At 71.4% G+C, this 25,145-nt stretch carries 21 protein-coding genes and 2 pseudogenes; 16 read left to right on the top strand and 7 right to left on the bottom strand.

Annotated elements, in window-relative coordinates:
• The first annotated feature begins 51 nt into the window (after nucleotides 1-51).
• From EST54_RS01875 to EST54_RS01860, 4 genes are all read left to right on the top strand, one after another.
• Nucleotides 52-1,536: an APC family permease gene (locus tag EST54_RS01875; protein ID WP_129244270.1), complete on the top strand. Its 1,485-nt coding sequence runs from the start codon at nucleotides 52-54 to the stop codon at nucleotides 1,534-1,536.
• A 149-nt stretch (nucleotides 1,537-1,685) separates the two neighbouring features.
• A complete protein-coding gene (xseA, locus tag EST54_RS01870) occupies nucleotides 1,686-2,921 on the top strand; it encodes an exodeoxyribonuclease VII large subunit (protein WP_174857375.1) in 1,236 nt (411 codons plus the stop codon).
• Between the two features lie 59 nt (nucleotides 2,922-2,980).
• Entirely contained in the window at nucleotides 2,981-3,289 is a 309-nt protein-coding gene (locus EST54_RS01865) for an exodeoxyribonuclease VII small subunit (protein ID WP_239012746.1), read from the top strand.
• Between the two features lie 288 nt (nucleotides 3,290-3,577).
• Nucleotides 3,578-4,171, top strand: coding sequence for a malonic semialdehyde reductase (locus EST54_RS01860; protein WP_129244266.1), 594 nt, complete (start codon nucleotides 3,578-3,580; stop codon nucleotides 4,169-4,171).
• Between the two features lie 241 nt (nucleotides 4,172-4,412).
• Here EST54_RS01860 and EST54_RS01855 read toward each other — a convergent pair whose 3' ends face one another.
• Nucleotides 4,413-4,949 (bottom strand): DUF4245 domain-containing protein, encoded by a 537-nt coding sequence (locus EST54_RS01855; protein ID WP_129244372.1) that lies wholly within the window; start codon nucleotides 4,947-4,949, stop codon nucleotides 4,413-4,415.
• Between the two features lie 255 nt (nucleotides 4,950-5,204).
• On the opposite strand from EST54_RS01855, the gene glpX reads away from it, so the two are divergent.
• A complete protein-coding gene (glpX, locus tag EST54_RS01850; protein ID WP_129244264.1) occupies nucleotides 5,205-6,236 on the top strand; it encodes a class II fructose-bisphosphatase in 1,032 nt (343 codons plus the stop codon).
• A gap of 126 nt (nucleotides 6,237-6,362) precedes the next feature.
• Here glpX and EST54_RS01845 read toward each other — a convergent pair whose 3' ends face one another.
• Nucleotides 6,363-6,722 carry a WhiB family transcriptional regulator gene (locus EST54_RS01845; RefSeq protein WP_040898418.1) on the bottom strand — a complete coding sequence of 120 codons (360 nt, stop codon included), beginning with the start codon at nucleotides 6,720-6,722 and terminating at the stop codon, nucleotides 6,363-6,365.
• A 237-nt stretch (nucleotides 6,723-6,959) separates the two neighbouring features.
• The gene (locus EST54_RS01840) at nucleotides 6,960-7,823 is read right to left on the bottom strand and encodes a DUF1707 SHOCT-like domain-containing protein (RefSeq protein WP_307825438.1); all 864 of its coding nucleotides are present in this window, start codon (nucleotides 7,821-7,823) and stop codon (nucleotides 6,960-6,962) included.
• Between the two features lie 167 nt (nucleotides 7,824-7,990).
• On the opposite strand from EST54_RS01840, the gene EST54_RS01835 reads away from it, so the two are divergent.
• Nucleotides 7,991-9,664: a fumarate hydratase gene (locus EST54_RS01835; protein WP_129244262.1), complete on the top strand. Its 1,674-nt coding sequence runs from the start codon at nucleotides 7,991-7,993 to the stop codon at nucleotides 9,662-9,664.
• An 81-nt stretch (nucleotides 9,665-9,745) separates the two neighbouring features.
• On the opposite strand, the gene EST54_RS34390 is transcribed toward EST54_RS01835, so the two are convergent.
• Both EST54_RS34390 and EST54_RS01825 read right to left on the bottom strand, forming a co-directional pair.
• On the bottom strand, nucleotides 9,746-9,937 hold the full coding sequence (locus EST54_RS34390) for a hypothetical protein (protein WP_129244260.1): 192 nt from the start codon (nucleotides 9,935-9,937) through the stop codon (nucleotides 9,746-9,748).
• On the bottom strand, nucleotides 9,934-10,176 hold the full coding sequence (locus EST54_RS01825) for a hypothetical protein (protein WP_129244258.1): 243 nt from the start codon (nucleotides 10,174-10,176) through the stop codon (nucleotides 9,934-9,936). Before EST54_RS01825 ends, EST54_RS34390 begins: the two co-directional genes overlap by 4 nt.
• Nucleotides 10,177-10,371: 195 nt before the next feature.
• Here EST54_RS01825 and EST54_RS01820 point away from each other — a divergent pair, with 195 nt between their 5' ends.
• The 8 genes and pseudogenes from EST54_RS01820 to EST54_RS01785 all read left to right on the top strand — a co-directional run bounded on the left by EST54_RS01820 (nucleotide 10,372) and on the right by EST54_RS01785 (nucleotide 19,107).
• Nucleotides 10,372-11,220 (top strand): helix-turn-helix domain-containing protein, encoded by an 849-nt coding sequence (locus tag EST54_RS01820; RefSeq protein ID WP_129244256.1) that lies wholly within the window; start codon nucleotides 10,372-10,374, stop codon nucleotides 11,218-11,220.
• A complete protein-coding gene (locus EST54_RS01815) occupies nucleotides 11,199-11,414 on the top strand; it encodes a DUF397 domain-containing protein (protein WP_129244254.1) in 216 nt (71 codons plus the stop codon). Before EST54_RS01820 ends, EST54_RS01815 begins: the two co-directional genes overlap by 22 nt.
• Nucleotides 11,415-11,465: 51 nt before the next feature.
• The gene (locus EST54_RS01810; protein WP_129244252.1) at nucleotides 11,466-12,887 is read left to right on the top strand and encodes a class II fumarate hydratase; all 1,422 of its coding nucleotides are present in this window, start codon (nucleotides 11,466-11,468) and stop codon (nucleotides 12,885-12,887) included.
• A 137-nt stretch (nucleotides 12,888-13,024) separates the two neighbouring features.
• Entirely contained in the window at nucleotides 13,025-13,768 is a 744-nt protein-coding gene (gene fomD / locus EST54_RS01805) for a cytidylyl-2-hydroxypropylphosphonate hydrolase (protein ID WP_174857374.1), read from the top strand.
• 210 nt (nucleotides 13,769-13,978) lie between these two features.
• A pseudogene (locus EST54_RS01800) lies at nucleotides 13,979-14,266 on the top strand (class I SAM-dependent methyltransferase); the annotation flags it as partial.
• Nucleotides 14,267-14,423: 157 nt separating this feature from the next.
• Nucleotides 14,424-14,804 (top strand): annotated as a pseudogene (locus EST54_RS01795) (SAM-dependent methyltransferase); the annotation flags it as partial.
• A gap of 525 nt (nucleotides 14,805-15,329) precedes the next feature.
• Nucleotides 15,330-17,462 carry a SpoIIE family protein phosphatase gene (locus EST54_RS01790; protein ID WP_239013079.1) on the top strand — a complete coding sequence of 711 codons (2,133 nt, stop codon included), beginning with the start codon at nucleotides 15,330-15,332 and terminating at the stop codon, nucleotides 17,460-17,462.
• Nucleotides 17,463-17,646: 184 nt separating this feature from the next.
• On the top strand, nucleotides 17,647-19,107 hold the full coding sequence (locus EST54_RS01785; protein WP_129244248.1) for a catalase: 1,461 nt from the start codon (nucleotides 17,647-17,649) through the stop codon (nucleotides 19,105-19,107).
• Nucleotides 19,108-19,174: 67 nt separating this feature from the next.
• Here EST54_RS01785 and EST54_RS01780 read toward each other — a convergent pair whose 3' ends face one another.
• Nucleotides 19,175-20,167 (bottom strand): GntR family transcriptional regulator, encoded by a 993-nt coding sequence (locus tag EST54_RS01780; protein WP_129244246.1) that lies wholly within the window; start codon nucleotides 20,165-20,167, stop codon nucleotides 19,175-19,177.
• Between the two features lie 187 nt (nucleotides 20,168-20,354).
• Here EST54_RS01780 and EST54_RS01775 point away from each other — a divergent pair, with 187 nt between their 5' ends.
• Nucleotides 20,355-21,464, top strand: a complete 1,110-nt coding sequence (locus EST54_RS01775; RefSeq protein ID WP_129244244.1) for an FAD-dependent monooxygenase — start codon at nucleotides 20,355-20,357, stop codon at nucleotides 21,462-21,464.
• A 92-nt stretch (nucleotides 21,465-21,556) separates the two neighbouring features.
• Here the strand turns inward: EST54_RS01775 and EST54_RS01770 are convergent, their stop codons facing one another.
• Entirely contained in the window at nucleotides 21,557-23,845 is a 2,289-nt protein-coding gene (locus tag EST54_RS01770) for a transglycosylase domain-containing protein (protein ID WP_129244242.1), read from the bottom strand.
• A 309-nt stretch (nucleotides 23,846-24,154) separates the two neighbouring features.
• Here EST54_RS01770 and EST54_RS01765 point away from each other — a divergent pair, with 309 nt between their 5' ends.
• A complete protein-coding gene (locus EST54_RS01765) occupies nucleotides 24,155-25,126 on the top strand; it encodes an SPFH domain-containing protein (protein ID WP_129244240.1) in 972 nt (323 codons plus the stop codon).
• Nucleotides 25,127-25,145: the final 19 nt, after the last annotated feature.

Raw genomic sequence — 25,145 nt, 5'->3', positions numbered from 1 at the left:
CCGGAAGATCGCGCCGTGGCCGCAGACTGAGGGCGGACCCTAGGAGGCGCGATGCCGGGCACGGACGGTGACGGGGCGGGCGAGGCCGCGGGCCGTGCCGCGCGGGGACCGGGCGGGTGCGGCGGCGCGCCGGGGACGCTGCGGCGGACGCTGACGTTCCGGGATCTGATCGTCTACGGGCTGCTGTTCATCGCGCCGATGGCGCCGGTCGGGATCTTCGGCACGCTGCAGGCCGTCTCGCACGGCGCGGTCACCGCCGTGTACGCCGTCGCGACCGCCGCGATGGCGTGCACCGCGTACTCCTACGCCCAGATGGTGCGGGTCGTCCCGCGGGCCGGGTCGGTCTACGCATACGCCCGGGCGGGGCTGAGCGAGAGCGCCGGGTTCCTCGCCGGATGGCTGGCGCTGCTCGACTATCTGCTGGTCCCGGCGGTGGCGTACCTGTTCTCCGGGATCGCGCTGCATGCGCTGGCGCCGTCCGTGCACCCGTGGGTGTGGACGGCGCTGGCGGTGGTCGTGACGACGCTGCTGAATCTGTGGGGCGTACGGATCGCGGCCCGGGTCGGCTTCGCGGTGCTGGCGATGGAGATCGTGGTGCTCGGGGTGTTCGTGGTGTCGGCCCTCGTCGAGTTGCTGGCGCACGGGGCGCGGCGGGGCTGGGCCGAGCCGCTGACCGGCGCGGGCGGCTTCGCGCCCGGTGCGGTGCTGTCCGCGGCGTCGGTGGCGGTGCTGTCGTATCTGGGCTTCGACGCGATCGCCTCGTTCGCGGAGGAGGCGGCGGGCCCGTCGGCGGGCAAGGAGGGCGGCCGGGGGCCCGGCGGGCCACAGCGGGTGGCGCGGGCGGTGCTCACCTGCCTGGTGGTGGCCGGGGTGCTGTTCGCGGTGCAGACGTATCTGGCGGCGCTGCTGATGCCGATGAGCGCGGCGGAGCTGGCGGCCCGGCCGGCGGAGCAGGGCAATGCGTTCTACGCGACGGTCGACGCGGCGCTGGGCACCGCTCTGCACAACCTGGTGGCGGCGAGCAAGGCGATCGGTGCGGCGTTCGCGGCGCTGGCAGGGCAGGCGGCGGCCGGACGGCTGCTGTTCGCGATGGCCCGGGACCGGCGGATGCCGGGGGCGATGGCGAAGGTGGCCGTGGGCAGCGGGGTGCCGCGCCGGGCGCTGCTGGGTGCGGCCCTGGTGACGCTGGTGGCGGCGGTGGGGGCGGCACGCCGGGACGACGGGCTGGCCGAGCTGTCGTCGATCGTGAGCGTGGGGGCGCTGACCGCGTTCGGGCTGCTGCACGCGTCGGTGATCGGCTGGTTCCGGTTCCGGGCCCGCGAACGGGCCGGGGTGCCGGGCGTGCTGCGGCACGTGGTGGTGCCGTCGCTGGGCCTGGCGGTGGTGGTGGCGGTGCTCGCCAAGGCGTCCGCGACCGCGCAGGTCGTGGGCGGGTGCTGGCTGGTGGTGGGGCTGGTGGTGCTGGCGGTGCAGCGCCGCGGGCAGGCGGGGGTGAGCGGGGCTGAGCGGCGGGGAGGCGAGGCCGGCCACGGCTGAGCGGGCGGGCGCCGGGCCGGAGGCGAGGGGCCGCACGGGACCGGACCTGAGCCCGGAGCCGCCGGCCGACCCCCGGCATCCGGTCCGGCGCCCGGCCACGCCCCGCGCGGCCGCCGCCACTGTCAGTGGCCGCCGCTAGTCTCCCTCGTATGGCTGTTTCTACGTCCCCGGAAACGCCGATCCCGGTCGGCGAGGTGTCCCGGCTCATCGGCGGTTGGATCGACCGGCTCGGCGCGGTGTGGGTCGAGGGGCAGATCACCCAGCTCTCGCGGCGGCCCGGCGCGGGCGTGGTCTTCCTGACGCTGCGCGACCCCTCGTACGACATCTCGGTGAGCGTGACGTGCTACCGCCAGGTCTTCGACAAGGTCGCCGACGTGGTGAGCGAGGGCGCCCGGGTGGTGGTGCACGCCAAGCCGGAGTGGTACGCCCCGCGCGGCCAGCTCTCCCTGCGGGCCGCCGAGATCAAACCGGTCGGGGTCGGTGAACTCCTCGCCCGGCTGGAGCAGTTGAAGAAGTCGCTGGCGGCGGAGGGGCTGTTCGCGGCGGACCGCAAGAAGCCGCTGCCGTTCCTTCCGCAGCTGATCGGGCTGGTCTGCGGCCGGGCGAGCGCCGCGGAGCGGGACGTCCTGGAGAACGCCCGGCACCGCTGGCCGGCCGTCCGCTTCGCGGTGCGCAACGTGCCGGTGCAGGGGGTCCATGCGGTCCCCCAGGTGATCGGCGCGGTCCAGGAGCTGGACGCGCTGCCCGAGGTGGACGTGATCATCGTGGCGCGCGGCGGCGGCAGCGTGGAGGATCTGCTGCCGTTCTCCGACGAGCAGCTCATCCGCGCGGTGGGCGCGGCCGTGACCCCGGTCGTCTCGGCGATCGGCCATGAGCCGGACACCCCACTGCTCGATCTGGTCGCCGATCTGCGCGCCTCGACACCGACGGACGCGGCGAAGAAGGTCGTGCCGGACGTCGGCGAGGAGCTGGCCCGGATCGGGCAGCTGCGGGAGCGGGCCCGGCGCGCGATCGACGGCTTCGTCCAGCGGGAGGAGCGGGGGCTGGCCGCCGCGCTGCAGCGGCCGTGCATACAGCGGCCGCAGCGGATGGTCGAGGACCGCGAGGAGCAGGTCACGGCGCTGCTGGCGCGCGGCCGGCGGACCCTGGGGCATCTGCTGGACCGCGCTGACTCGGAGCTGACGCACACCCTCGCGCGGGTGGTCGCGCTCTCCCCGAAGGCGACGCTGGAACGCGGCTATGCGGTCCTCCAGAAGCCGGACGGGGCGGCGGTGCGCAGCCCCGCCGAGGTCGGCGCGGACGAGGAACTGCGGGCCAGGGTGGCCGAGGGCGAATTCCGGGTGCGGGTGGACGGCACCCCCGGCGCCGTCGCACCGCCCGCATAGGGCGAAGACGCACTCTTCCGCGCTCTTGCGGACTCATACGGACTCTTAGGGTGGGACACATGGCGAAGGCGAAGACGGACGGCGCGGCGGACGCGGAGCAGGGCGCGGCGGCCGGAGCGGAGACCGGCACGGACAGCGGAGTGGAGCCGCTGGACTCCACGCTCGGCTACGAGCAGGCGCGGGACGAACTGATCGAGGTCGTCCGCAGCCTGGAGGCGGGCGGCACGACGCTGGAGGAGTCGCTCGCGCTGTGGGAGCGCGGCGAGGCGCTGGCGAAGGTCTGCCGCCGCTGGCTGGACGGCGCCCGGGCCCGTCTGGACGCGGCACTGGCGGAGTCGTCGGACGAGGCGGGGACGGAACGCGCCTAGCCGGGTTCCGGCCGGGGCCACTGGCCCGCACGTCCCGCACCGCCGCATGACCGGCAAACCGACCAGCATCCCCCCATGGGAACCCACGTGAACCCATGTGAAGTCGTGAGAACTCACGAGAACGCACGTGAACACATGTGAACCAGGTCACAACCACCCAGATTTAGTTGAAACTTAACCTATCTGGATTACAGTAATTTCCGGTAGAACCCTCCAGTGGCCACAGCAACCACACGGTCCGCTGTGTGCCGCTGATCCTTGCCCCCAGCTGACCACGAGGTGCTCTTGATGTCTCTCGCCCTTGACGCCACCGCGCAGGACCTTCTCTTCCGGGAGGCCCAGACCGCCAACACGTTCACGGACGAGCCCGTGACGGACGAGCAGATCCAGGCCATCTATGACCTGGTGAAGTTCGGCCCGACCGCCTTCAACCAGTCGCCGCTGCGGATAACCCTGGTCCGTTCGCAGGAGGCCCGTCAGCGCCTGGTCGCGCACGCCATGGGCGCCAACGGCCCGAAGACCCTCAGCGCGCCGCTGACCGCGATCCTCTCCGTGGACCTGGAATTCCACGAGAAGCTGCCGCAGCTCTTCCCGCACGCCCCGGGCATCAAGGACGCGTTCTTCTCCGCGGCCGCGACCCGCGAGACCGCCGGCACCCAGAACGCCACCCTCCAGGCCGGCTACTTCATCGTGGGCGTCCGCGCCGCCGGCCTGGCCGCCGGCCCGATGACCGGCTTCGACTTCACCGGCATCGACAAGGAGTTCTTCGGCGACGGCAAGCAGAAGTCGTTCCTCGTGATCAACATCGGCAAGCCGGGCACCGACGCCTTCTTCCCGCGCTCGCCGCGGCTCACCTTCGACGAGGCCGTCACCGCCGTCTGAGCCCCGCCGCGGCCCCGCAGGGCCCTGCGCAACGAGGAGGCCGCCGCATCCCTTCCGGGTGCGGCGGCCTCCTCGTCCACTCGGACCCACCCGCGGTTTCCCGCCCGTCTGGCCCCTTTTCAAGCCTTTCGCAGGCGAGCGCCCACGTCGTGCGCAGGTCGGCGACTCAAGCCTTTCGCAGACCGGCGCCGTTCAAGCCCTTCGCGGAACGGCGGCGCTCAAGCGTTCCGCAGCCCGGCGCTCAGGTCTTCTTCGCGACCAGCGCGGCGGCCAGATCGGCGAGCCGCCCGTACGGCGCGGTGCCCGTGACGACCGTGGTCACCCCGGGCTCCTGGCGGACCAGCGCCCGGTACTTGTCCCCCTCGTAGCGGTCCCACTTCTTGCTGCCGACGGCCTGCTTGCCCTCGACCTTGGTCGCGCCGAGCGTGACGTCCTTGATGAACTGGCGCGGCGCCGCGTCGCTCTGCTCTATGGCCGCGTACTGCTGCTCCGGGTCGAGCATGCCCAGATGCCAGGCGCCGCCCTTGCCGTCCTCGCTCGCCCGGTAGGAAACGGAGGTGGCGCGCCAGGTCTTGGGCAGCCCCTGGGGTGCGGCGACCGGGTACGGCGCCGCCCGCCGGGCCGTGATCAGCTCCACGCGGTAGTCGACCGTCTTGACCGCGGCCTTCTCCGCGTCGGCGCTCTCGTCGTGCGGGATGAAGACGTAGATCACCCCGACGAGAATGCCGATCACCGCCAGTGACAGGACCATGTCCCGCACCGTCTGCCTGCCTCGCATACCTGCCACGCCCCTATCGTCCCCCATCCCCGCGGCGGCTCCGACACACCCCCCGGCAAAGCCCCCCACCTGCGTATTCGCCCCGGATCCCGGCTGCCCGGGGGCCGCTCATGCGAAGGGCCCACTGCTCATTTTGGCGGCCGGAAGATACTGTGAGCCTCTGGGGAGACCCCACAGTGCCTCTGGGGAAACCTCCGCACCGCCGCACAGCCACCCTCGTCCTTCACGGCCGTCGCCGTACAGAAAGGTCGCTCGATGACCGAGCATCATCTCCCGTCCCAACTTGAGGTCAGCCCCGAGGCCCCGGACCGCAACCTCGCCCTGGAACTCGTCCGGGTCACCGAGGCCGGTGCCATGGCATCGGGCCGCTGGGTGGGGCGAGGTGACAAGAACGGCGCGGACGGCGCGGCGGTGAAGGCCATGCGCGCCCTGATCCACACCGTGTCGATGAACGGCGTCGTGGTCATCGGGGAGGGCGAGAAGGACAACGCCCCGATGCTCTACAACGGCGAGCGGGTGGGAGACGGGACCGGGCCGGAGTGCGACGTGGCCGTCGACCCGGTGGACGGGACGACGCTGACCGCCAAGGGCATGGCGAACGCCGTGTCCGTGCTGGCGGTGGCCGAGCGCGGCTCGATGTTCGACCCGTCCGCGGTCTTCTACATGGACAAGCTCGCCACGGGCCCGGAGGCCGCCGACTTCGTCGACATCACGGCGCCGGTGGCGGTGAACATCAAGCGGATCGCCAAGGCGAAGAAGTCCGCGGTCGAGGACGTCACCGTGGTCATCCTCGACCGGCCCCGCCACGAGGGCCTGGTCAAGGAGGTCCGAGAGGCCGGGGCCCGGATCAAGTTCATCGCCGACGGCGACGTCGCCGGCGCGATCATGGCGGCCCGCGAGGGCACCGGCGTCGACCTGCTGCTGGGCATCGGCGGTACGCCCGAGGGGATCATCGCGGCCTGTGCGCTGAAGTGTCTGGGCGGCTCCTTCCAGGGCAAGTTGTGGCCCAAGGACGACGAGGAGCGCGAGCGCGCGCTGGCGGCCGGGCACGACCTGGACAAGGTGCTCCAGATCGAGGACCTGGTCCAGGGCGACAACGTCTTCTTCGTCGCCACCGGCATCACCGACGGCGAGTTGCTGCGCGGCGTGCGCTACCGCGCCGAGAACGCCTACACCCAGTCCCTGGTGATGCGTTCCAAGTCCGGCACGATCCGGCAGATCGACTCCCAGCACCGGCTGTCCAAGCTGCGTGCGTACAGCTCGGTGGACTTCGAGCGCCCCAGCTGACGGCGCCCCGGCAGCCCCTGCCCGCCGGCGACCACACACTTCGCCCCCGCCGGAGAGTCTCCGGCGGGGGCGAAGTGGCCCATACGCCCTGTGGTGTCTGACGAGCCGAAGCCGATGTCGCGGTGGTCAGCCTGCCGCGGGCAAATGGGCCGCACGCTGGAGTTCGGACTCCCGGCGCCGCCGCCGGGTCAGCACGACCCGGCGCTCGGCCGCGGTCAGCCCGCCCCAGACGCCGTACGGCTCGGGCTGGAGCAGCGCATGCTCCCGGCACTCGACCATCACCGGACACCGGGCGCACACCCGCTTTGCGGCCTCCTCCCTGGCCAGCCGCGCGGCGGTCGGCTCCTTCGACGGCGCGAAGAACAGCCCGGCCTCATCCCGGCGGCACACCGCCTCCGAATGCCAGGGACCGGCTTCGTCACGATCAGGCACTTGCGGGGGCGGTACGACAGCGGCATCCTGCAGGGTCTGATGCGGTAGCAGCACGGTCCACTCCTGACGACGGCTTCGGCGAGAGAATCACCCTTGCCCGTCTCGCTGCGCACGGCCTTTTTTCGCACCCCGCAGCCGCACGAGAGACGATGCACCAGCCCTACCCGCTGTGCGCACGCTTATGCACACCGTGGCGATCGTGCGACAACAAGAAAACCGCCGCTGACGGCCTTCCCCGCGCGGCCCGTCGACCCATGGCCCGGAGAACGGACTCCGCCCCGGGCCAGACGGTCACTTGCGGAAACGGTCCCGGCGTTCGCGGCGTTCGGAGCGCAGCTGCTCGTGCATGTCCCGGCGCTCCTGGCGCAGTTGCTCGTGCCGCTCGCGGTGCTCGTCGCGCAGCTGGTGCCGCAGCTCGCGGCGCCCCTCGCGCAGCCGGTCGCGCAGATCGCGTATCCAGGCGCCCCGCTTGAGCCGGGCCTCCACGCTGCCCAGTACGGCACAGCCGTTGACCAGGACCTGCGGGGCGTCGGCGTCCTCCGCGTCGTTGGCCTCGACCTCGAAGCTGCCCAGCACGCCGGAGCCGTTGCTGCGCAGCGTGATGTTCTCCGGCACCCGGATCTCCACGCTGCCGAAGATCGACGTGGCATTGATCCGGACCTGCTGCTGCGGGAAGACCGCCTCGGTCAGATCGATCTCGATGGCGCCGAAGAGCGCGAAGGCGTTGATCCGCGCGGGAACCTGCCAGCGGCCCTTGCGGACCGAGGCGCTGAAGATCGCGACGAGATTCTGGTCCGGGACCGGGGCGCCGGCCCCGTAGGCATCGCCGCCGGGGCCCGGCTGCGGACGGCCGCCGCGCGCCGCGGGCAGATCCCGCAGGACGGGCTCCAGTTCGCCCATGGTCTTGGCGCGGTAGACCGTGTCGATCCGCTCGGCGTGCTCCTCCGGGTCCAGCCGGCCCTCCGCGAGGGCCTCGCGGAGGATCTCGGCGACCCGGTCGCGGTCCGCGTCGGACGCACGGATGTCGCCCTCGGCCACCGCGGCGGGTGCCGGTTCGGCCGGTTTCACCGGCTGCCCGTCCTGCCGCGGGTCCTGCTTCTGAAGCGGTCCGGGCGGGGTGTCAGGGCCCGGTCGTCCCCCGTTGTCTGCATCCACCACCCCAGCGTACCGAAACGCGATAGATCGCGACCAGGCATCTGCCGGAGCGGTGTGCGTACCGACTGAGCCTTACCTCACAGCCGTGCCGGGCCGCCAGGGTTCTACGCTGTTCAGGCGCTGCCGTAGACGCCAGCCGGACCTCTCCGAGTAAGGAATGACCTTCGATGCCGGAATTCGCCTACACCGACCTTCTCCCCGTAGGTGAGGACACCACCCCGTACCGCCTCGTCACCTCGGAGGGCGTCAGCACCTTCGAGGCCGACGGCCGGACGTTCCTCAAGGTCGAGCCGGAGGCGCTGCGCAAGCTGGCCGCCGAGGCGATGCACGACATTTCGCACTATCTGCGCCCGGCCCACCTCGCCCAGCTCCGCAAGATCCTGGACGACCCCGAGGCCAGCGCCAACGACCGCTTCGTCGCGCTCGACCTGCTCAAGAACGCCAACATCGCCGCGGCAGGTGTCCTGCCCATGTGCCAGGACACCGGCACCGCGATCGTCATGGGCAAGCGCGGCCAGAACGTGCTGACCGGGGGCGGCGACGAGGCGGCCCTCTCCCGCGGGATCTACGACGCCTACACGCAGTTGAACCTGCGGTACTCGCAGATGGCCCCGCTGACGATGTGGGACGAGAAGAACACCGGCTCCAACCTCCCGGCGCAGATCGAGCTGTACGCGACCGACGGCGGCGCCTACAAGTTCCTCTTCATGGCCAAGGGCGGCGGCAGCGCCAACAAGTCCTTCCTCTTCCAGGAGACCAAGGCGGTCCTCAACGAGGCCTCCATGATGACGTTCCTGGAGCAGAAGATCCGCTCGCTCGGCACCGCGGCCTGCCCGCCGTACCACCTCGCCATCGTCGTCGGCGGCACCAGCGCCGAGTACGCGCTCAAGACCGCCAAGTACGCCTCCGCGCACTACCTCGACGAGCTGCCCGCCGAGGGCTCCCCCACCGGCCACGGCTTCCGCGACAAGGAGCTGGAGGACAAGGTCTTCGAGCTGACGCAGAAGATCGGCATCGGTGCGCAGTTCGGCGGCAAGTACTTCTGCCACGACGTCCGCGTCGTCCGCCTGCCCCGCCACGGCGCGTCCTGCCCGGTCGCCATCGCGGTGTCCTGCTCCGCGGACCGCCAGGCCGTCGCGAAGATCACCGCCGAGGGCGTCTTCCTGGAGCAGCTGGAGACCGACCCGGCCCGCTTCCTCCCGGAGACGACGGACGAGGAGCTGACCGAGGGCGCGGGCCCCGACCTCGACGCGGTCGCCGTCGACCTCAACCGCCCGATGGACGACGTCCTCGCCGAGCTGACCAAGCACCCGGTCAAGACCCGCCTGTCCCTCACCGGCACCCTGGTCGTCGCCCGCGACATCGCCCACGCGAAGATCAAGGAACGCCTGGACGCCGGCGAGGAGATGCCGGAGTACCTCAAGAACCACCCCGTCTACTACGCCGGCCCGGCCAAGACCCCCGAGGGCTACGCCTCCGGCTCCTTCGGCCCGACCACGGCCGGCCGGATGGACGCCTACGTCGAGCAGTTCCAGGCCGCCGGCGGCTCCAAGGTGATGCTGGCCAAGGGCAACCGCTCCCAGCAGGTCACCGACGCCTGCCACGCCCACGGCGGCTTCTACCTCGGCTCCATCGGCGGCCCGGCCGCCCGCCTCGCCCAGGACTGCATCAAGAAGGTCGAGGTCCTGGAGTACGAGGAGCTCGGCATGGAAGCCGTCTGGAAGATCGAGGTCGAGGACTTCCCGGCCTTCATCGTCGTCGACGACAAGGGCAACGACTTCTTCCAGGACCCGGCCCCGGCGCCGACGTTCACCAGCATCCCGGTGCGCTCGGGAAGCTGACGCACCCGCAGGACCCCACAGAGCCCCTGACGTTCCGTCGGGGGCTCTGCTGCCGGTGGCGACCACAGGTTCGCCATGGCTTCACCGATGACGAGGACAGGCGCAGGGCGGCCATGCCTGGCTGAGCCCGTACGGGTCGAATCGGTCACCGGCCACGACATGGACCGATGCCTGTTCCTCCGTCACCACGCCCTCACGGGTCGTGCTGTAGACCCGCATCGTCATCAGCGACTTCCGGGGCGGCCGGCCCGGCGGCGTGGATGCGGCACTCACCAGACCACCTCCGCGGGCTGCGGGCGTCGCTCGTACGCGGCGTAGTAGGGGCGCACGAGGGGCGTGGCGTCGCCGTCCACCCTTGGTTCGGCGGGCCTGTGGCGGCGTACGCGCCCCGGCAGCGGCGGCGGGTTCCAGGGCCGCACGAGGACCGTACGGACGACCACCGGGCAGTGGTGCGCCGAGGGGGCGAGCGCCCGGTGCCGCCCCGACGCCCGTGGAATGAGTAAAGCCCCCACCCAGGCGAGGCAACGGGCAATAAGCTCCACCATGTTGACGCTCCTTGTGGATCAAGCGTTGGCCATGCCCCGGGGCCGTTGTGGCGGCCGCCGGGGTAATTACCTTCTGTGCCCTCATGGTTGCTCTGAGCTGACTACGATCAACAGAGGGTTGCTGTCCCACGCCCGACTACGGGACAGAGGAGGAACGGACCAATGGCGTTTGAGCCGCATGACCTCTCACCGGACCGCTCGGCGCGCGACCTGTTCGGCGCGAGGCTCCGGCACCACCGCGAGAAGGCCGGTCTGTCGCTGAGACGCCTCGCCGAGGAGCTGAACTACAGCAAGTCCCACCTGGCACGGATCGAACGGGCGGAGTCTCTGCCGTACGACGACCTGCCGGCGAGGCTGGACACCTGCTTCGGTACCGACGGGCTCTTCACGAGCCTGTACGAACTCGCACGGAAGGAGCCGTTCCCCCGCAGGTTCCGCCGAGTGATCGAGATCGCGAGCCGGGCAACCGTCATCCGGCAGTATGCGAGTGCCACCGTCCCTGGCCTGCTTCAGACGCCGGAGCTTGCACTGCGGTCACTGCGCTGCGGCCATCCGTACGCCCCGGACGCGGAAATCGAGGCGATGGCGACGGCCCGGATCGACCGGCAGACGCGCCTGGCACTGCCGAAACCACCCAGGTGCTGGTTCATCCTGGACGAGGCGGTGCTGCGTCGCCGGGTCGGCAGCCCGGACGTGATGCGCCATCAAATGGTGTCCCTGATCGAGCGCGGGACATCGCCGCACGTCACCATCCAGGTCCTGCCGTACGACGCCGGCGAGCATGCCGAGATGGGCGGTTCGCTGACCCTCTACACGCTGCCCGACGAGCCGCTCCTGGCCTATCTGGAAGGCAGCCGGTCCGGAACGATCGTCGAGGACCGGGACGAGGTGGTGGAGCTGGAGGAGTCCTACGATCTGCTCAAGGCCATGGCCCTCTCACCTCGTGACTCCGAGGCGATGATCCGAGCAGCGACGGAGGACTGGACACCATGCGAACCGCCCCGGACCTGAGCACAATTGCATGGCGCAGGAGCAGCTACAGCAACAACGCCGGAGGGGAATGCGTCGAGGTCGCCGATCACATCCCCGGCCTCGTCCCCGTCCGTGACAGCAAGAATCCGCACGGGCCCGCCCTGCTCATCCCCGAGCGCGCCTGGGCCGCCTTCATAGCGGGCCTGAAGGGCGGCTGCCCCGCAGGCAGGTGACATCCGGCGGTGCCCGGGAACAGATCGCGGTTCCCGGGCACTGACATAGGTATGAGTGACAACAGCGCATCCGGCAGCGCCGGCGGCTTCAGGACCGAGCACGACTCGATGGGCGAGGTGCGGGTGCCCGCGCACGCCAAGTGGCGGGCGCAGACGCAGCGGGCGGTGGAGAACTTCCCCCTGTCCGGACAGCGGCTGGAGCGGGCGCACATCGAGGCGCTGGCCCGGATCAAGGGCGCGGCCGCCCTGGTCAACGGCGAGCTGGGCGTATTGGACAAGGACATCGCGGCCGCGGTCCAGGAGGCGGCGGCGGCCGTCGCCGAGGGGCAGTGGGACGACCACTTCCCCGTCGATGTGTTCCAGACCGGGTCCGGGACGTCGTCGAACATGAACGCCAACGAGGTCATCGCGACGCTGGCGAGCGAGCGGCTGGGCCGGGAGGTGCACCCGAACGACCACGTCAACGCGAGCCAGTCGTCCAACGACGTCTTCCCGTCCTCGATCCACGTCGCGGCGACGTCTGCCGTCCTCAACGATCTGATCCCGGCGCTGGAGCATCTGGCGGAGGCGCTGGAGCGCAAGGCGGAGGAGTTCGCCGAGGTCGTGAAGTCGGGGCGGACGCATCTGATGGACGCCACGCCGGTGACGCTGGGGCAGGAGTTCGGCGGCTATGCCGCCCAGGTGCGGTACGGCGTCGAGCGGCTGCGGGCCTCGTTGCCGCGGCTGGCGGAACTGCCGCTGGGCGGTACGGCGGTGGGCACCGGGATCAACACCCCGCCCGGTTTCCCGGCGGCGGTGATCGCCGAGGTGGCGCGGGTGACCGGGCTGCCACTGACCGAGGCGCGCAACCACTTCGAGGCGCAGGGGGCGCGCGACGGGCTCGTGGAGACCAGCGGGCAACTGCGGACGATCGGGGTCGGGCTGACGAAGATCGCGAACGACCTGCGGTGGATGGCGTCCGGGCCGCGTACCGGACTGGCGGAGATCGCGCTGCCGGATCTGCAGCCGGGCTCGTCGATCATGCCGGGGAAGGTCAACCCGGTGATCCCGGAGGCGGTGCTGATGGTCGCGGCGCAAGTCACCGGGAACGACGCGACGGTGGCGGCAGCGGGGGCGGCCGGCAATTTCGAGCTGAACGTGATGCTGCCGGTGATCGCGAAGAATGTGCTGGAGTCGGTGCGACTGCTGGCCAATGTGGCGCGGCTGCTCGCGGACCGGACCGTCGACGGCATCACGGCCAACGCCGAACGGGCCCGGGAGTACGCCGAGTCGTCGCCGTCGGTCGTCACCCCGCTCAACAGGTACCTGGGCTACGAGGAGGCCGCCAAGGTCGCCAAGCGGTCCCTGGCCGAGCGGAAGACCATCCGTCAGGTCGTCCTGGAGGGCGGGTATGTCGAGCGGGGGCTGCTGAGCGAGGAGCAGCTGGACGAGGCGCTGGACGTGCTGCGGATGACCCGCCCGTCACAGCCGTAGGGCCTGTCGTTCGGATCGGGCCGGGCTCGCGGGGCCCGCTCCACACGACAGACCCTGGCGGCAGACGTTACCCGTCCGTCACGCATGGTGCGGCTCATGTCACGGCGCGCGTCATGCGGCGCCTCTAAGATCTGCGCATGACAGCGGACACGGTGGACACGACGGAGGGCGGGACGGCCGGCGGATGCGGGACGCCCCGGGCGCGGCGGGCGGCTGACGGAGCCCCGGGCGGGCAGCGTTGGGCGCCCGGGGACCACATCCTGTGGCGTTATCGCGACAACGCCGATGCCGGGCGGTTCCACATCTGCCGTCCCATGACCGTCGTCCAGGACACCGAGGACCTGCTGGCGGTGTGGATGGCGCCCGGTACCGCGTGCGTCAAGCCGGTGCTCGCCGACGGCACTCCGGTGCACCGCGAGCCGCTGTCCACCCGCTACACCAAACCGCGCCGGACCACCCGCGACCAGTGGTTCGGCACCGGAGTGCTGAAGCTGGCCCGGCCCGGCGACCCCTGGTCGGTGTGGCTGTTCTGGGAGCGCGGCTGGCAGTTCAAGAACTGGTACGTCAATCTGGAGGAGCCGCGCCGCCGTTGGTCGGGCGGCGTGGACTCCGAGGACCACTTCCTCGACATCTGTGTCTATCCGGACCGGCACTGGGAGTGGCGGGACGAGGACGAGTTCGCGCAGGCGCAGCGGGACGGGCTGATGACCGACGCCCGGGCCGCCGAGGTCAGGTCGGCGGGCCGGGCCGCGATCGCACAGATCACGGCCTGGCGCGGTCCGTTCGCCGACGGCTGGGAGGGCTGGCGGCCCGATCCGTCCTGGCGGGTTCCCGCGCTCCCGCAGGACTGGGACCGCGCGCCGGATCGTTTGCGGTCGTAAGGGAGTGAAGCGGAACGACGGGAGTAAGAGGGCGAACCGTGGAAAGGTGCGCCTATGGGCAAAGCTCTTCCTCGCGGGGCGCGGAGCGGGGCCGAGCCCCCTTGCTGCGCCCCCGGCCTTCAAACGTAGGATCGTCCTCCGCAAGACTGCACAGGCGCAACTCCAGAACTGGAAAACGAACTTGACCGCGGTCGCAGGAGGGGCGAGGTCGTGAGCGCGACTAGCTACGACGGATACGAGGGTCTGAACCGGTTAGCACTGGACCGGGCCGGCCAGGCCGAGGCGTTCGACGCGATCGGCGACCGGTACGACGACGCCTTCCCGCACAAGGAGGGCCAGCTCGCCTCGGGCGCCTGGCTGTCCGAGGCGCTGCCGGCCGGCTCGCGCATCCTGGACCTGGGGTGCGGTACGGGTCTGCCGACCGCCCGTCAGCTCTCGGCGGCCGGGCACCGCGTGGTGGGTATCGATCTCTCCCCCTCGATGGTCACCCTGGCCCGGGAGCACGTCCCGGGCCAGGGTGACCATCGAGGGGGAGAGATCGATACCCACCACGCGGTGCCCGACCGCCCGTCAGCTCTCGGCGGCCGGGCACCGCGTGGTGGGTATCGATCTCTCCCCCTCGATGGTCACCCTGGCCCGGGAGCACGTCCCGGGCGCCGAATTCCACCGGCTGGACATCGCCGATCTGCGCGGCGGCCGACTCGGCGGCCCCGGCTCTTTCGACGGTATCGTCGCTTATTTCTCGCTTCTGATGCTGCCCCGTGCGGAAATCCCTTACGCACTGGGCCTGCTGCATGATCTGCTACGTCCCGAGGGGCTGCTGGCCCTGTCGATGGTCGAGGCGGATGTGGACGACTTCACGATTCCGTTCCTGGGCAACTCGATCCGGGTATCGGGTTACCTGCGGGACGACCTGCGCCGGGTCGTGCACGACGCGGGTTTCGACGTCGTCGGGGAAGACGCCTACGCATACGCCCCGGCGAGTACGGACGTACCACCCGAGATCCAGCTCTTTCTGCACCTGCGACGTGCCTGAGACGCAGCGCGTCGGGCGAGGCCGCCCCAGCGGCACGCCCGGCACCGCGGCGCGTTTGGCGCACAGCCCCGGACGGATGGAATCCCACGCGTGACGGAGCACCCCACCTCCCACGAATCGCGGCAGTCGGCCCCGACCGCCGCGCCCTCGCTGTCCCCTGCCCGCGGGCAGGCCCAGGCGGCGCCGCTCGGCGCGGTCCCGGACCCGCGCAGCGCCCTGCAGCAGCCGGCCGCACCGGGGTTCGCCCCGGTGCCCGGCAGCGGGTTCGCGGTGCGCGGCGGTGACGACATAGGCCTCGCCGGTGCCGCCGTCACGGCTTCGGCGGGCGCGCCGGGCGGCCGCTTCGATGACGAACCGGCCGCGGACCACGGCGCGGCACGGCGGGACCCGTCGGCGGACGCGGACGGCGCCGCCGGCCACACCGGCGGGCGTGCCGGCGAGCACAACCGCGACGGCCACGCCGTCGCACCGGACGCCTCGATCCGGTACGGGGAGGCGTATGGCGACGCGTACGGGGAGGTGCCCATGTCGGCGAGCGGACGGCCGGGCGGCGCGGCGGACGGGGGCCGGGAGGCGACCCGTGCCGGGCAGCGGGTGGCGCGGGGCGCGACGGGCCGCGCCGAGGCGCCCGGGCCGGGCGAGGAGCCGCAGCACGAGCCGCATCCGCGGCACGGCGGCGAGCGCATCGGGCGGCCGCGGGAGGGCGGCGGTCCGGGCGGCGGGCGGTCGCGGCCGCGCGGCGGCGAGCCGGGCGGGACGGTGCCGGAGCAGTCGCCGCCGCACGAGGGGCGGTCGGCGGTCCCGGATGCCCCGCACGCCGGGGTGTCGCGGGCGGCGGCCGGGGAGACCACCGGGGCACAGGCGCCCGGACCGGCGGGACCGCCGCCGGCCCGCTCGGCGCATCCGGGCGAGAGCGGTGAGGTGGCGGCGGCCCGGCAGGCGGGCGGCGACCGGCTGCGGTTCATCGGGGCGGCGACCCGGCGGATCGCCCGCGGCATAGACCTCGACGAGATCGTGCTCGGCCTGTGCCGGGCGACGGTCCCGACGTTCGCCGACGCGATCCTCGTCTATCTGCGGGACCCGCTGCCGGTCGGCGACGAACGCCCGACCGGCCCGGTGGTGCTGCGGCTGCGCCGCACCGACCGGATCCCGGAGGAGCCGGACACCAACGGCGGCCGGCTGCCGATGCTGCCGGCCCAGCCCGATCTGGGCCCGGCGATGGGCGGCAGCGCGGCGGAGCTGGCCGAGGTGCAGCCCGGCGGTCCGCTGGCCGAGGTGCTGCGGGGCGTACGGCCGCTGTTCGGCGAGGCCCAGGCCGCGCGGACGGCGCTGCCGGAGCTGCTGGGTCCGGATCCGCGGCTGCCCGGCGGGCACCGGGTGATCCTGGCGCCGCTGCGCGGCCGCCGCCGGGTGATCGGTGCGGCGGTGTTCCTGCGCCGCCCGGACCGCCCGGCGTTCGAGCCGGACGATCTGCTGGTGGCGGCGCAGCTGGCGACGCACACCGCGCTGGGCGTGGACAAGGCGGTGCTCTACGGCCGGGAGGCCTACATCGCCGACGCGCTGCAGCGCACGATGCTGCCGGACTCGCTGCCGCAGCCGACCGGGGTCCGGCTGGCCAGCCGCTATCTGCCGGCCGCCGAGACGGCCCGGGTGGGCGGTGACTGGTACGACGCGATCCCGCTGCCGGGCAGCCGGGTGGCGCTGGTCGTCGGCGACGTCATGGGGCACTCGATGACCTCGGCCGCGATCATGGGCCAGCTGCGCACCACGGCCCAGACCCTGGCCGGGCTGGACCTGCCGCCGCAGGAGGTGCTGCACCACCTCGACGAGCAGGCCCAGCGGCTGGGCACGGACCGGATGGCGACCTGCATGTACGCGGTCTACGACCCGGTCGCGCACCGGATCACCATCGCCAACGCGGGCCATCCGCCGCCGGTGATGCTGCACCGCGGCGGGCGCGCAGAGGTGCTGCGGGTGCCGTCGGGTGCGCCGATCGGCGTCGGCGGGGTGGACTTCGAGGCGGTGGAGCTGGACGCCCCGGCGGGCGCCACGCTCGTCCTCTATACGGACGGTCTGGTCGAGTCGCGGATCCGGGACGTGTGGACCGGCATCGAGCAGCTGCGGGAGCGGCTGGCGGAGACGGCCCGGCTGACGGGCCCCAACCCGCCGCCGCTGGAGCCGATGTGCGACGAGGTGCTGGACATGCTGGGCCCCGGCGACCGCGATGACGACATCGCGCTGCTGGCGGCCCGGTTCGACGGGATCGCGCCGAGCGATGTCGCGTACTGGTATCTGGACCCGAAGGCGCAGACGGCCGGGCAGGCCCGCCGGCTGGCCCGGCGGGCGCTGGCGCGCTGGGGCCTGGACGAGCTGACCGACCAGCTGGAGCTGCTGGTCAGCGAGGTGGTGACCAATGCGGTGCGGTACGCGGAGCGGCCGATCACGCTGCGGTTGCTACGAACGGACGTACTGCGCTGCGAGGTCGGGGACGACGTCCCGCAGCTGCCGCGGCTGCGCCAGGCCCGGCCGTCGGACGAGGGCGGGCGGGGCCTCTACCTCGTCAACCGGATGGCGCGGCGCTGGGGTGCGACGCGTCTGAGCATGGGAAAGGTCGTCTGGTTCGAGCTGAGCATGCCGCCGGGGGTGCAGCGGCGCTGACGCCGCGCGGGCGCCCGGCCCGTGTCCCACATGTTGGACCCCGTCTGAGACCGGACGGGGTCCAACTCTTGCCGACATGCCGTCGGGGGAGTTGACTGCTTGGGTGGGCTTAAGGGGCCAACTGCCCCAATTCGGGACCGACCGACCCCCTACTCCCACTCGTCGAACCAGGAGGCGCTCCTCCATGACCAGCACGCACCACGTCCCGCACACGACGAACAACGCCGGAATTCCGGTCGAGAGCGACGAGCATTCGCTGACCGTGGGTCCGGACGGCCCCATCCTGCTGCAGGACCACTACCTGATCGAGAAGATGGCCCAGTTCAACCGCGAACGGGTCCCCGAGCGGGTGGTACACGCCAAGGGCAGCGGCGCGTACGGCTCCTTCCAGGTCACCAACGACGTCAGCCAGTTCACCAAGGCGGATCTCTTCCAGCCGGGCAAGACGACCGAGATGCTGGCCCGTTTCTCGACCGTCGCGGGCGAGCAGGGCTCCCCCGACACCTGGCGCGACCCCCGTGGCTTCGCCCTGAAGTTCTACACCGAGTACGGCAACTACGACCTGGTCGGCAACAACACCCCGATCTTCTTCGTCCGTGACACGATCAAGTTCCAGGACTTCATCCGCTCCCAGAAGCGCCGGCCCGGCAGCGGTCTGCGCGACCACGACATGCAGTGGGACTTCTGGACGCTGTCGCCGGAGTCGGCCCACATGGTCACCTGGCTGATGGGCGACCGCGGCATCCCCAAGACCTACCGCCACATGAACGGCTACGGCTCCCACACGTATATGTGGATCAATGCCGGCGGCGAGAAGTTCTGGATCAAGTACCACTTCAAGACGGACCAGGGCATCGACTTCCTCACCCAGGAGGACGCGGACCGGATCGCCGGCGAGGACGCCGACTTCCACCGCCGCGACCTCTACCGCGCCATCGACACCGGCGACGCACCGTCGTGGACGCTGTATGTCCAGGTGATGCCGTTCGACGACGCGCCGGACTACCGCTTCAACCCGTTCGACCTGACCAAGGTGTGGCCGCACGGCGACTACCCGCTGATCGAGGTCGGGCGGATGACGCTGAACAAGAACCCGGAAGATTACTTCATCCACATCGAGCAGGCGGCCTTCGAGCCGTCCAACATGGTGCCGGGCATCGGCCCGTCCCCCGACAAGATGCTGCTGGGCCGGCTGTTCTCCTACCCGGACACCCACCGGTACCGCATCGGCCCGAACTATCTGCAGCTGCCGCCCAACCGGCCGCACGTTCCCGTCCACTCCTACGCCAAGGACGGCCCGATGCGGTTCGACCCGGCCCGGGTGGCCCGGCCGTACGCGCCCAACTCCTACGGCGGGCCGGCGGCGGACACCGAGCAGTTCGGGGACCCGGCGGGCTGGCAGACGGCCGGCGAGATGGTGCGCGAGGCCACCCGGCCGCGGCGCGAGGACGACGACTTCGTCCAGCCCGGGACGATGGTCCGCCAGGTCCTCGACGACGCGGCCCGCGACCGGCTGGTGCACAACATCGCCGGGCACCTCGCCGAGGACGTCACCAAGCCGGTGCTGGAGCGTGCCTTCCAGTACTGGCGCAACGTCGACAAGCACCTCGGCGACCGGATCGTCAAGAAGTTCAACGGCGGCTGAGGCACCGCACCACCCAGGGCCCGTGGAGGGCGGGGCAGGCGCCCGGAGCGTGGGGGCTCCGGGCGCCTCACCGTGTCCGGGGCGCGGCGGACGGGGCGGGGGTCCCCGCCGGGTCGGCGCGGTGCGCGTCGATGAGGACGGCCAGCCCGTCGAGCAGCGAGGTGAGCCCGATCTCGAACAGCTCGTCCAGGCGCAGGTCGTAACCGCCCTCCCCAAGCGCCTCGATGACCCGGGTGAACGTCGGATGGTCCCGGGACGCGGTGAGCGCCGCGAGCGCGGGGGCCTGGGCGTCCAGCCACTGGTCCGAGGTGAGGCCGGTGGCGCTCTCGGCCTGGGCCTCCCGTTCCAGCTGGACGGCGAGGCCCTGCACATGGCTGTAGAGGAGCACGTTCTGGTTGAGCATGGCCGCCGGGCCGAGGCCATGGCCGTCGAGGGCGCTCAGCATCCATTCGGAGTAGGCCATCAGGTGGGGCAGCAGCAACGGCCGGGTGAGCGGGCCGAGCTGGGCCAGCCAGGGGTGTGCGCGGTGGACGGCCCAGAGCGCCCGGGCCCCTGCTTCCAGCCGGGCCCGCCAGTGGCCGGAGGCATCGGCCGGGAGGGCGGCCTCGGCGAAAACCGCGTCGGCCATCAGCAGGACCAGATCGTCCTTGCCGGTCACATAGCGGTAGGGCGACATCGTGGCGGCGCCCAGGCGCGCCGCGACCGCCCGCATGGACAGCGCGGCCAGCCCTTCCGCGTCGGCGATGCCGATGGCGGTGCGCACGATGCGCTCCCGGGTCAGCTCGCGCTCCGCGGCGGGGGCCGGGCGGGGGTGCCGGGCCCCGGCGGCGCCGCGGGACGGGGCCGCCACCACGGTCCCCACGCGGGCCCGGGGCTGCACCAGCCCCTCCTGGCGCAGGGCGGTCAGCGCCTTCGTGGCGGTGGCCAGGGCCACGTTCCACTCCTTCGCGAGCTGACGCGTCGAGGGAATCCGGTCGCCGGGGGCGAGTTCGCCGTCGGTGATCTTGCGCCGCACCTCGGCGACGATCCGCAGATAGGGCGGGAGGGAGGGGTCAGCCACGGCGCTCTCCTTTGACCTGTACTAGGACAGAGGCTACCAGCGAAGACCTTGCCGCAGCACCCTTCTGTGCTAGTACAGCCCCCTCTGAGCTGCGAAAATATCCCACGGAAAGCGCTTGGCGATCCTGCGCGTACGGCGTACATTCAGAGCTCCACACCACGCGTGTACACCGTACGAAGGGGCTGTCGTGAAGACCGTACTCATCTCCGGCGCGAGCGTCGCCGGGCTCACCCTCGCCCACTGGCTGCGCCGCCGCGGCTTCGCGCCGACCGTCGTCGAGCGGGCCCCCGGTGTGCGCCCCGGCGGCCAGGCGATCGACGTCCGCGGGGTGGCGCTCGACGTCCTCGACCGGATGGACCTGCTGGCCCCGGCCCGGGAGGCGCGCACCCGGCTGCGCGGGATGTCGATGCTCGACGGCGACGGCAACGAACTGTGGCGCAGCACCGAGATGACACTCAGCGGCGGCCGGCTCGACAGCGGGGACATCGAGCTGCTGCGCGAGGACCTCACCCAGCTGCTGTACGGGCGGGCCCGCGACGGCGTGGAGTACCTCTTCGACGACTCCGTCACCGCCCTGGTCCAGGAACCGCACGGCGTCCGCATCGACTTCGAGCGCGGCCGGAGCCGGACGTTCGACCTCGTGGTGGGGGCGGACGGGCTGCGCTCGACGGTGCGGCGGCTGGCCTTCGGCGCCGAGGGCCCGTTCTTCCGTCCGCTCGGCGGGTACGTGGCCGTCTTCAGCACCGAGAACTTCCTGGACCTGGACGACTGGCAGGTCTGGCTGCAGGGCGGCGGCGCCAGCACGTGCGTCTACCCGGTGCGCCACAACACCGAGTTGCGGGTCACCCTCGGCTTCACCGCGGAGCCCCTCGCGCTCGACCACCGTGACACCGAGCGGCAGAAGGCGGAGCTCGCCGCGCGGCTGTCCGCGCTGGGCGGCGACACCCCGCGGCTGCTGAAGGCGATGTGGCAGGCGCCCGACTTCTACTTCGACGCGATGGCCCAGATACACCTGGACCGCTGGTCGGACGGCCGGGTGGGGCTCGTCGGCGATGCGGGCTACTGCCCGTCCCCGCTGTCCGGGCAGGGCACCAGCCTGGCCCTGGTGGGCGCCTACGTCCTGGCCGACGAGCTCGGTCGGGCGGCGGGCGACCACCGCACCGCGCTGCGCCGCTACGAGGAGCGGCTGCGCCCGTTCGTCGAGCTCAACCAGGCGCTGGCCACGGAGAATCCGGGCCAGGGGGCCGCCGAGGAGTCCATCGAGCGGGCCAAGAACGCCGTCCGCCTCGACGGGTGACGAAGGGGGCCCGCCTCGACGGGTGACGAAAGGGGCGCCCGGTGATCCGGACGCCCCTTCGTTCTCCTTGGCTGCCTGTCTGTCTGCCGGCCCTAGTTGAAGCCGGGCACGCTGTTGACCTTGTTCCCGCCCGTGCCGTCGGTGGTGCCGCCCGCGGTGTCGCCGCCCGCGTCACCGCCCTGCGTCCCGCCGTTCGGCGGGTTCGAACTGGTGCCGCCGGTCGGGGTGGACGGGTCGTCCGAGGGGCGTCCGCTCGGCGGGGTGCTGGGCGGTGTACTCGGCTTCGACGGGGTGGGCGAGGGCGACTTGCTCGGCTTCTCGCTCGGCGACGCGCTGGGCGAGGGGGTGTCGCTCGGCGTCGGCGTGGGCGTCGGCGGCACCCCGGCGCCGAGGGTCGCGTCCAGGTCGAAGTCCGGGCCGGGGTTGCCGTTCAGCGCGGCCTCGGTGTAGTCCGCCCACACCCGGGCCGGGTAGCCGCCGCCGTTGACCCGGCCGCCGCCTCCGGTGCCCTTGAGGGAGACCTGTACGCCGCCCTTGGGCGACTCGCCGAACATGCCGACCGCGGTGACCAGCTTGGGCGTGTAGCCCACGAACCAGGCCGACTTGTTGTCGTCGGAGGTGCCGGTCTTGCCGGCCGCGCTGTAGGCGGTGTTCTTCACGGCCTGCGAGGCGGTGCCGTCGTTGACCACGCCCATCAGCACGGAGGTGAGGGTGTCGGCGGTCTTCCGCGAGAGGACCTGGTCGCCGACCGGGTTCTTGAGCGGGAGCTTGACCTCGGCACCGTTGACGCTGTGCGTGGCCTCGGCGACCAGCGTCGGGGTGACCTTCTTGCCGTGGTTGTCGAGGGTGGCGTAGGCGCCGGCCATCTGGAGCGGGCTGGCGCCCATGGTGCCCAGCGTCATGGCCGGCTTGACGTCCATCCTGGAGCCGTCCATGCCCAGCTTGACCGCGGTCTCCTTGACGTTCTTCAGGCCGACGTCGGCGCCCATCTGCGCGAAGACGGCGTTGACGGAGTTGTTGGTCGCCGTCTGGACGGAGATGTTGCCGTACTGCGCCTCGTCCTCGTTGGGCGGGGCGAAGGGGATGTCACCGCCGACGACCGGACGGCGGTTGTGGCCGTCGTAGACCGTGTTGGGGGTGATCGGCACGCCGTTGTGGGTGACCGCGTTGTTCTCCATCGCGGAGGCGAGGATCAGCGGCTTGAACGTCGACGCCGGCTGGTAGTCGGCGCGCGTGGCGTTGTTGGTGTAGTGCTTCGGGTAGCCCGCGCCGCCGTACATCGCGACGATGTGGCCGGTCTTGGGGTCCACCGAGGTGGCGCCGAGCTGGGCGTCCGCGTCGACCTTGCGGGTCTTGGGGTCGAGGTCGGCGCTGAGCTTGCGCTGGACGGCCTTCTCCAGGTCCTTCTGCTTCTTGCGGTCGATGCCGAGGGTGACCGTCCAGCCGCCGGCCTCGAACTGCTTCTCGTCGACGCCCTGGGCGAAGAGTTCCTTCTTGGCCTCGGTCACGAGGTAGCTGGACTGACCCGTCAGACCGGGCAGCGGCTTGGGGTCCTTGGGTATCTCGAACTTCTGCTTGGCGCGCTCCTGCGGCGAGAGCCAGTGCATCTCGACCATGTTGTCGAGGGTGTACGCCCAGCGCTCCTGGACCCGCTTCTTGCCGGCCGGGCTCGCCAGGGTCCAGTCGTACTGGTTCGGCGCCTGGAGCAGCGAGGCGAGGTAGGCGCCCTCCGAGACGGTGAGCTTCTCGACGTCCTTGCGGAAGTACGCCTGGGCGGCGGCCTGGATGCCGTAGGCACCGCGGCCGTAGTAGCTGGTGTTGATGTAGCCGGCGAGGATCTTGTCCTTGCCCAGCTTGTTGTCCACCTTGAGCGAGATGACGATCTCCTGGAGCTTGCGGCTGACCGTCTGCTCCTGGCTCAGGTAGTAGTTCTTGACGTACTGCTGGGTGATCGTCGAGCCACCCTGCTTCCCCTGTCCCCGCAGCGTGTTGAAGATGCCGCGCAGGGTGCCCTTCAGGTCGACGCCGGAGTCCTGGTAGAAGGTCTTGTTCTCGGCCGCGACGAAGCTGCGCTGCACGTCCTTGGGTATCCGGTTGAGCGCGACGTTCTCACGGTTGAGGCGGCCGACGCGGGCCATCACCTTGCCGTCGGAGTACTTGTAGACGTTGCTCTGGAGCTTGGCGTCCGCGTTGCCGTCGGTCGGCACGTCCACGTACAGGTACAGCCCGACGAAGCCGAGGATGCCCAGCAGGCACACCCCGAGGAACGCTCCGAGGATCTTCTTCCAGGTGAAGAGGCGGCGTATGCCGGACTTCTTCTCCGTACGTTTGGCCCGGCGGGCGCTCCCCTGTCGCGCCCGTCTCGCTTCCGCTCGGCCCATCGCTTCAGCAACTCCAGTCGTTCCGCCCCCAGCTAATCCAGCTGTCGAAGCTAACACCGCATCTGTCAACAAATACTCATCGATCAAGGCTTTTCCTGACGTGACAAACAGCACCCGCGAGGACGGAACCTCGGAGTGGGTGTTCTGCGTCGTCGCTCTCTCACCTGGGATCTTGCGGGTGATCTGGCTCCGCACCTCCCCTGGACGCCCTGCCTCACCGCGCGCTAAAGTGCTATCACTTTGCTAGAACGGCGACATCGCCCAATGCGGCAGACATCACGTGCCGCACCTGGAGAAACGGGGATTCTCATGTCCGAACACACCGCGGCCGGCCGGACCGCCGACCCCGACGGCGAGCTCGCCGTCGACGCTCCCGAGATGCCCCGCCCGCAGGTCCGCGAGGTCACGGCGCACAGCATCCCGGGCGGCGTCGCCCTGCTGCTGACCGTGCTCGGGGTCGCGCTGGGCATCGCCGTGATCTCCGTCGGCGGGATACTCGGCTCCGGCGGCAACGACACCGCCGCCGCGCCGACGGTCATCGCCGGCGTCCTGCTGCTGTTCGGCTCGCTCTTCTGCATGACCGGCGTGAAGATGGTGGCGCCCGGCGAGGCCCGGGTCCTCCAGCTCTTCGGGCGGTACGCCGGCACCATCCGCACCGACGGACTGCGCTGGGTCAACCCGCTGACCACCGCCCGGCGGATCTCCACCCGGGTGCGCAACCACGAGACCGCGGTCCTGAAGGTCAACGACGCGTACGGCAACCCGATCGAGCTGGCGTCGATCATCGTCTGGCACGTCGAGGACACCGCCCAGGCGCTCTTCGAGGTCGACGACTTCCTGGAGTTCGTCGCCACCCAGGCCGAGGCGGCCGTGCGGCACATCGCGATCGAGTACCCCTATGACGCGCACGACGAGGACGCCCTGTCGCTGCGCGGCAACGCCGAGGAGATCACCGAGAAGCTCGCCCTCGAACTGACCGCCCGGGTCCAGGCCGCCGGCGTACGGATCATCGAGGCCCGCTTCAGCCACCTCGCCTACGCCCCCGAGATCGCCTCCGCGATGCTCCAGCGGCAGCAGGCCGGCGCGGTGGTTGCGGCCCGGCAGCAGATCGTCGAGGGTGCGGTGGGCATGGTCGAGCAGGCGCTGGACCGGATCAGTCAGCAGGGCATCGTCGAGCTGGACGAGGAGCGGAAGGCGGCCATGGTGAGCAATCTGATGGTGGTGCTGTGCGGTGACCGGGCCGCCCAGCCGGTCCTGAACACGGGCTCCCTGTACCAGTGAGCGAGCTGCTCGGCGCGCA

The organism is Streptomyces sioyaensis (genome assembly GCF_004122735.1).
Taxonomy (GTDB): Bacteria; Actinomycetota; Actinomycetes; order Streptomycetales; family Streptomycetaceae; genus Streptomyces; species Streptomyces sioyaensis.
Note: the sequence above shows the minus strand (reverse complement) of the source record. Positions and strands in the feature narration are given on the sequence as shown.

Excerpts from the sequence above, each read along its gene's own strand:
- EST54_RS01765 (WP_129244240.1), top strand. The coding sequence starts at position 24,155 with ATGTCCGAACACACCGCGGCCGGCCGGACCGCCGACCCCGACGGCGAG.
- EST54_RS01860 (WP_129244266.1), top strand. The coding sequence starts at position 3,578 with ATGTCTCTCGCCCTTGACGCCACCGCGCAGGACCTTCTCTTCCGGGAG.
- EST54_RS01835 (WP_129244262.1), top strand. The coding sequence starts at position 7,991 with ATGCCGGAATTCGCCTACACCGACCTTCTCCCCGTAGGTGAGGACACC.
- xseA (WP_174857375.1), top strand. The coding sequence starts at position 1,686 with ATGGCTGTTTCTACGTCCCCGGAAACGCCGATCCCGGTCGGCGAGGTG.
- EST54_RS01855 (WP_129244372.1), bottom strand. The coding sequence starts at position 4,949 with ATGCGAGGCAGGCAGACGGTGCGGGACATGGTCCTGTCACTGGCGGTG.
- glpX (WP_129244264.1), top strand. The coding sequence starts at position 5,205 with ATGACCGAGCATCATCTCCCGTCCCAACTTGAGGTCAGCCCCGAGGCC.
- fomD (WP_174857374.1), top strand. The coding sequence starts at position 13,025 with ATGACAGCGGACACGGTGGACACGACGGAGGGCGGGACGGCCGGCGGA.
- EST54_RS01875 (WP_129244270.1), top strand. The coding sequence starts at position 52 with ATGCCGGGCACGGACGGTGACGGGGCGGGCGAGGCCGCGGGCCGTGCC.
- EST54_RS01810 (WP_129244252.1), top strand. The coding sequence starts at position 11,466 with ATGAGTGACAACAGCGCATCCGGCAGCGCCGGCGGCTTCAGGACCGAG.
- EST54_RS01865 (WP_239012746.1), top strand. The coding sequence starts at position 2,981 with ATGGCGAAGGCGAAGACGGACGGCGCGGCGGACGCGGAGCAGGGCGCG.
- EST54_RS01815 (WP_129244254.1), top strand. The coding sequence starts at position 11,199 with ATGCGAACCGCCCCGGACCTGAGCACAATTGCATGGCGCAGGAGCAGC.
- EST54_RS01770 (WP_129244242.1), bottom strand. The coding sequence starts at position 23,845 with ATGGGCCGAGCGGAAGCGAGACGGGCGCGACAGGGGAGCGCCCGCCGG.
- EST54_RS01820 (WP_129244256.1), top strand. The coding sequence starts at position 10,372 with ATGGCGTTTGAGCCGCATGACCTCTCACCGGACCGCTCGGCGCGCGAC.
- EST54_RS01785 (WP_129244248.1), top strand. The coding sequence starts at position 17,647 with ATGACCAGCACGCACCACGTCCCGCACACGACGAACAACGCCGGAATT.
- EST54_RS01790 (WP_239013079.1), top strand. The coding sequence starts at position 15,330 with ATGTCGGCGAGCGGACGGCCGGGCGGCGCGGCGGACGGGGGCCGGGAG.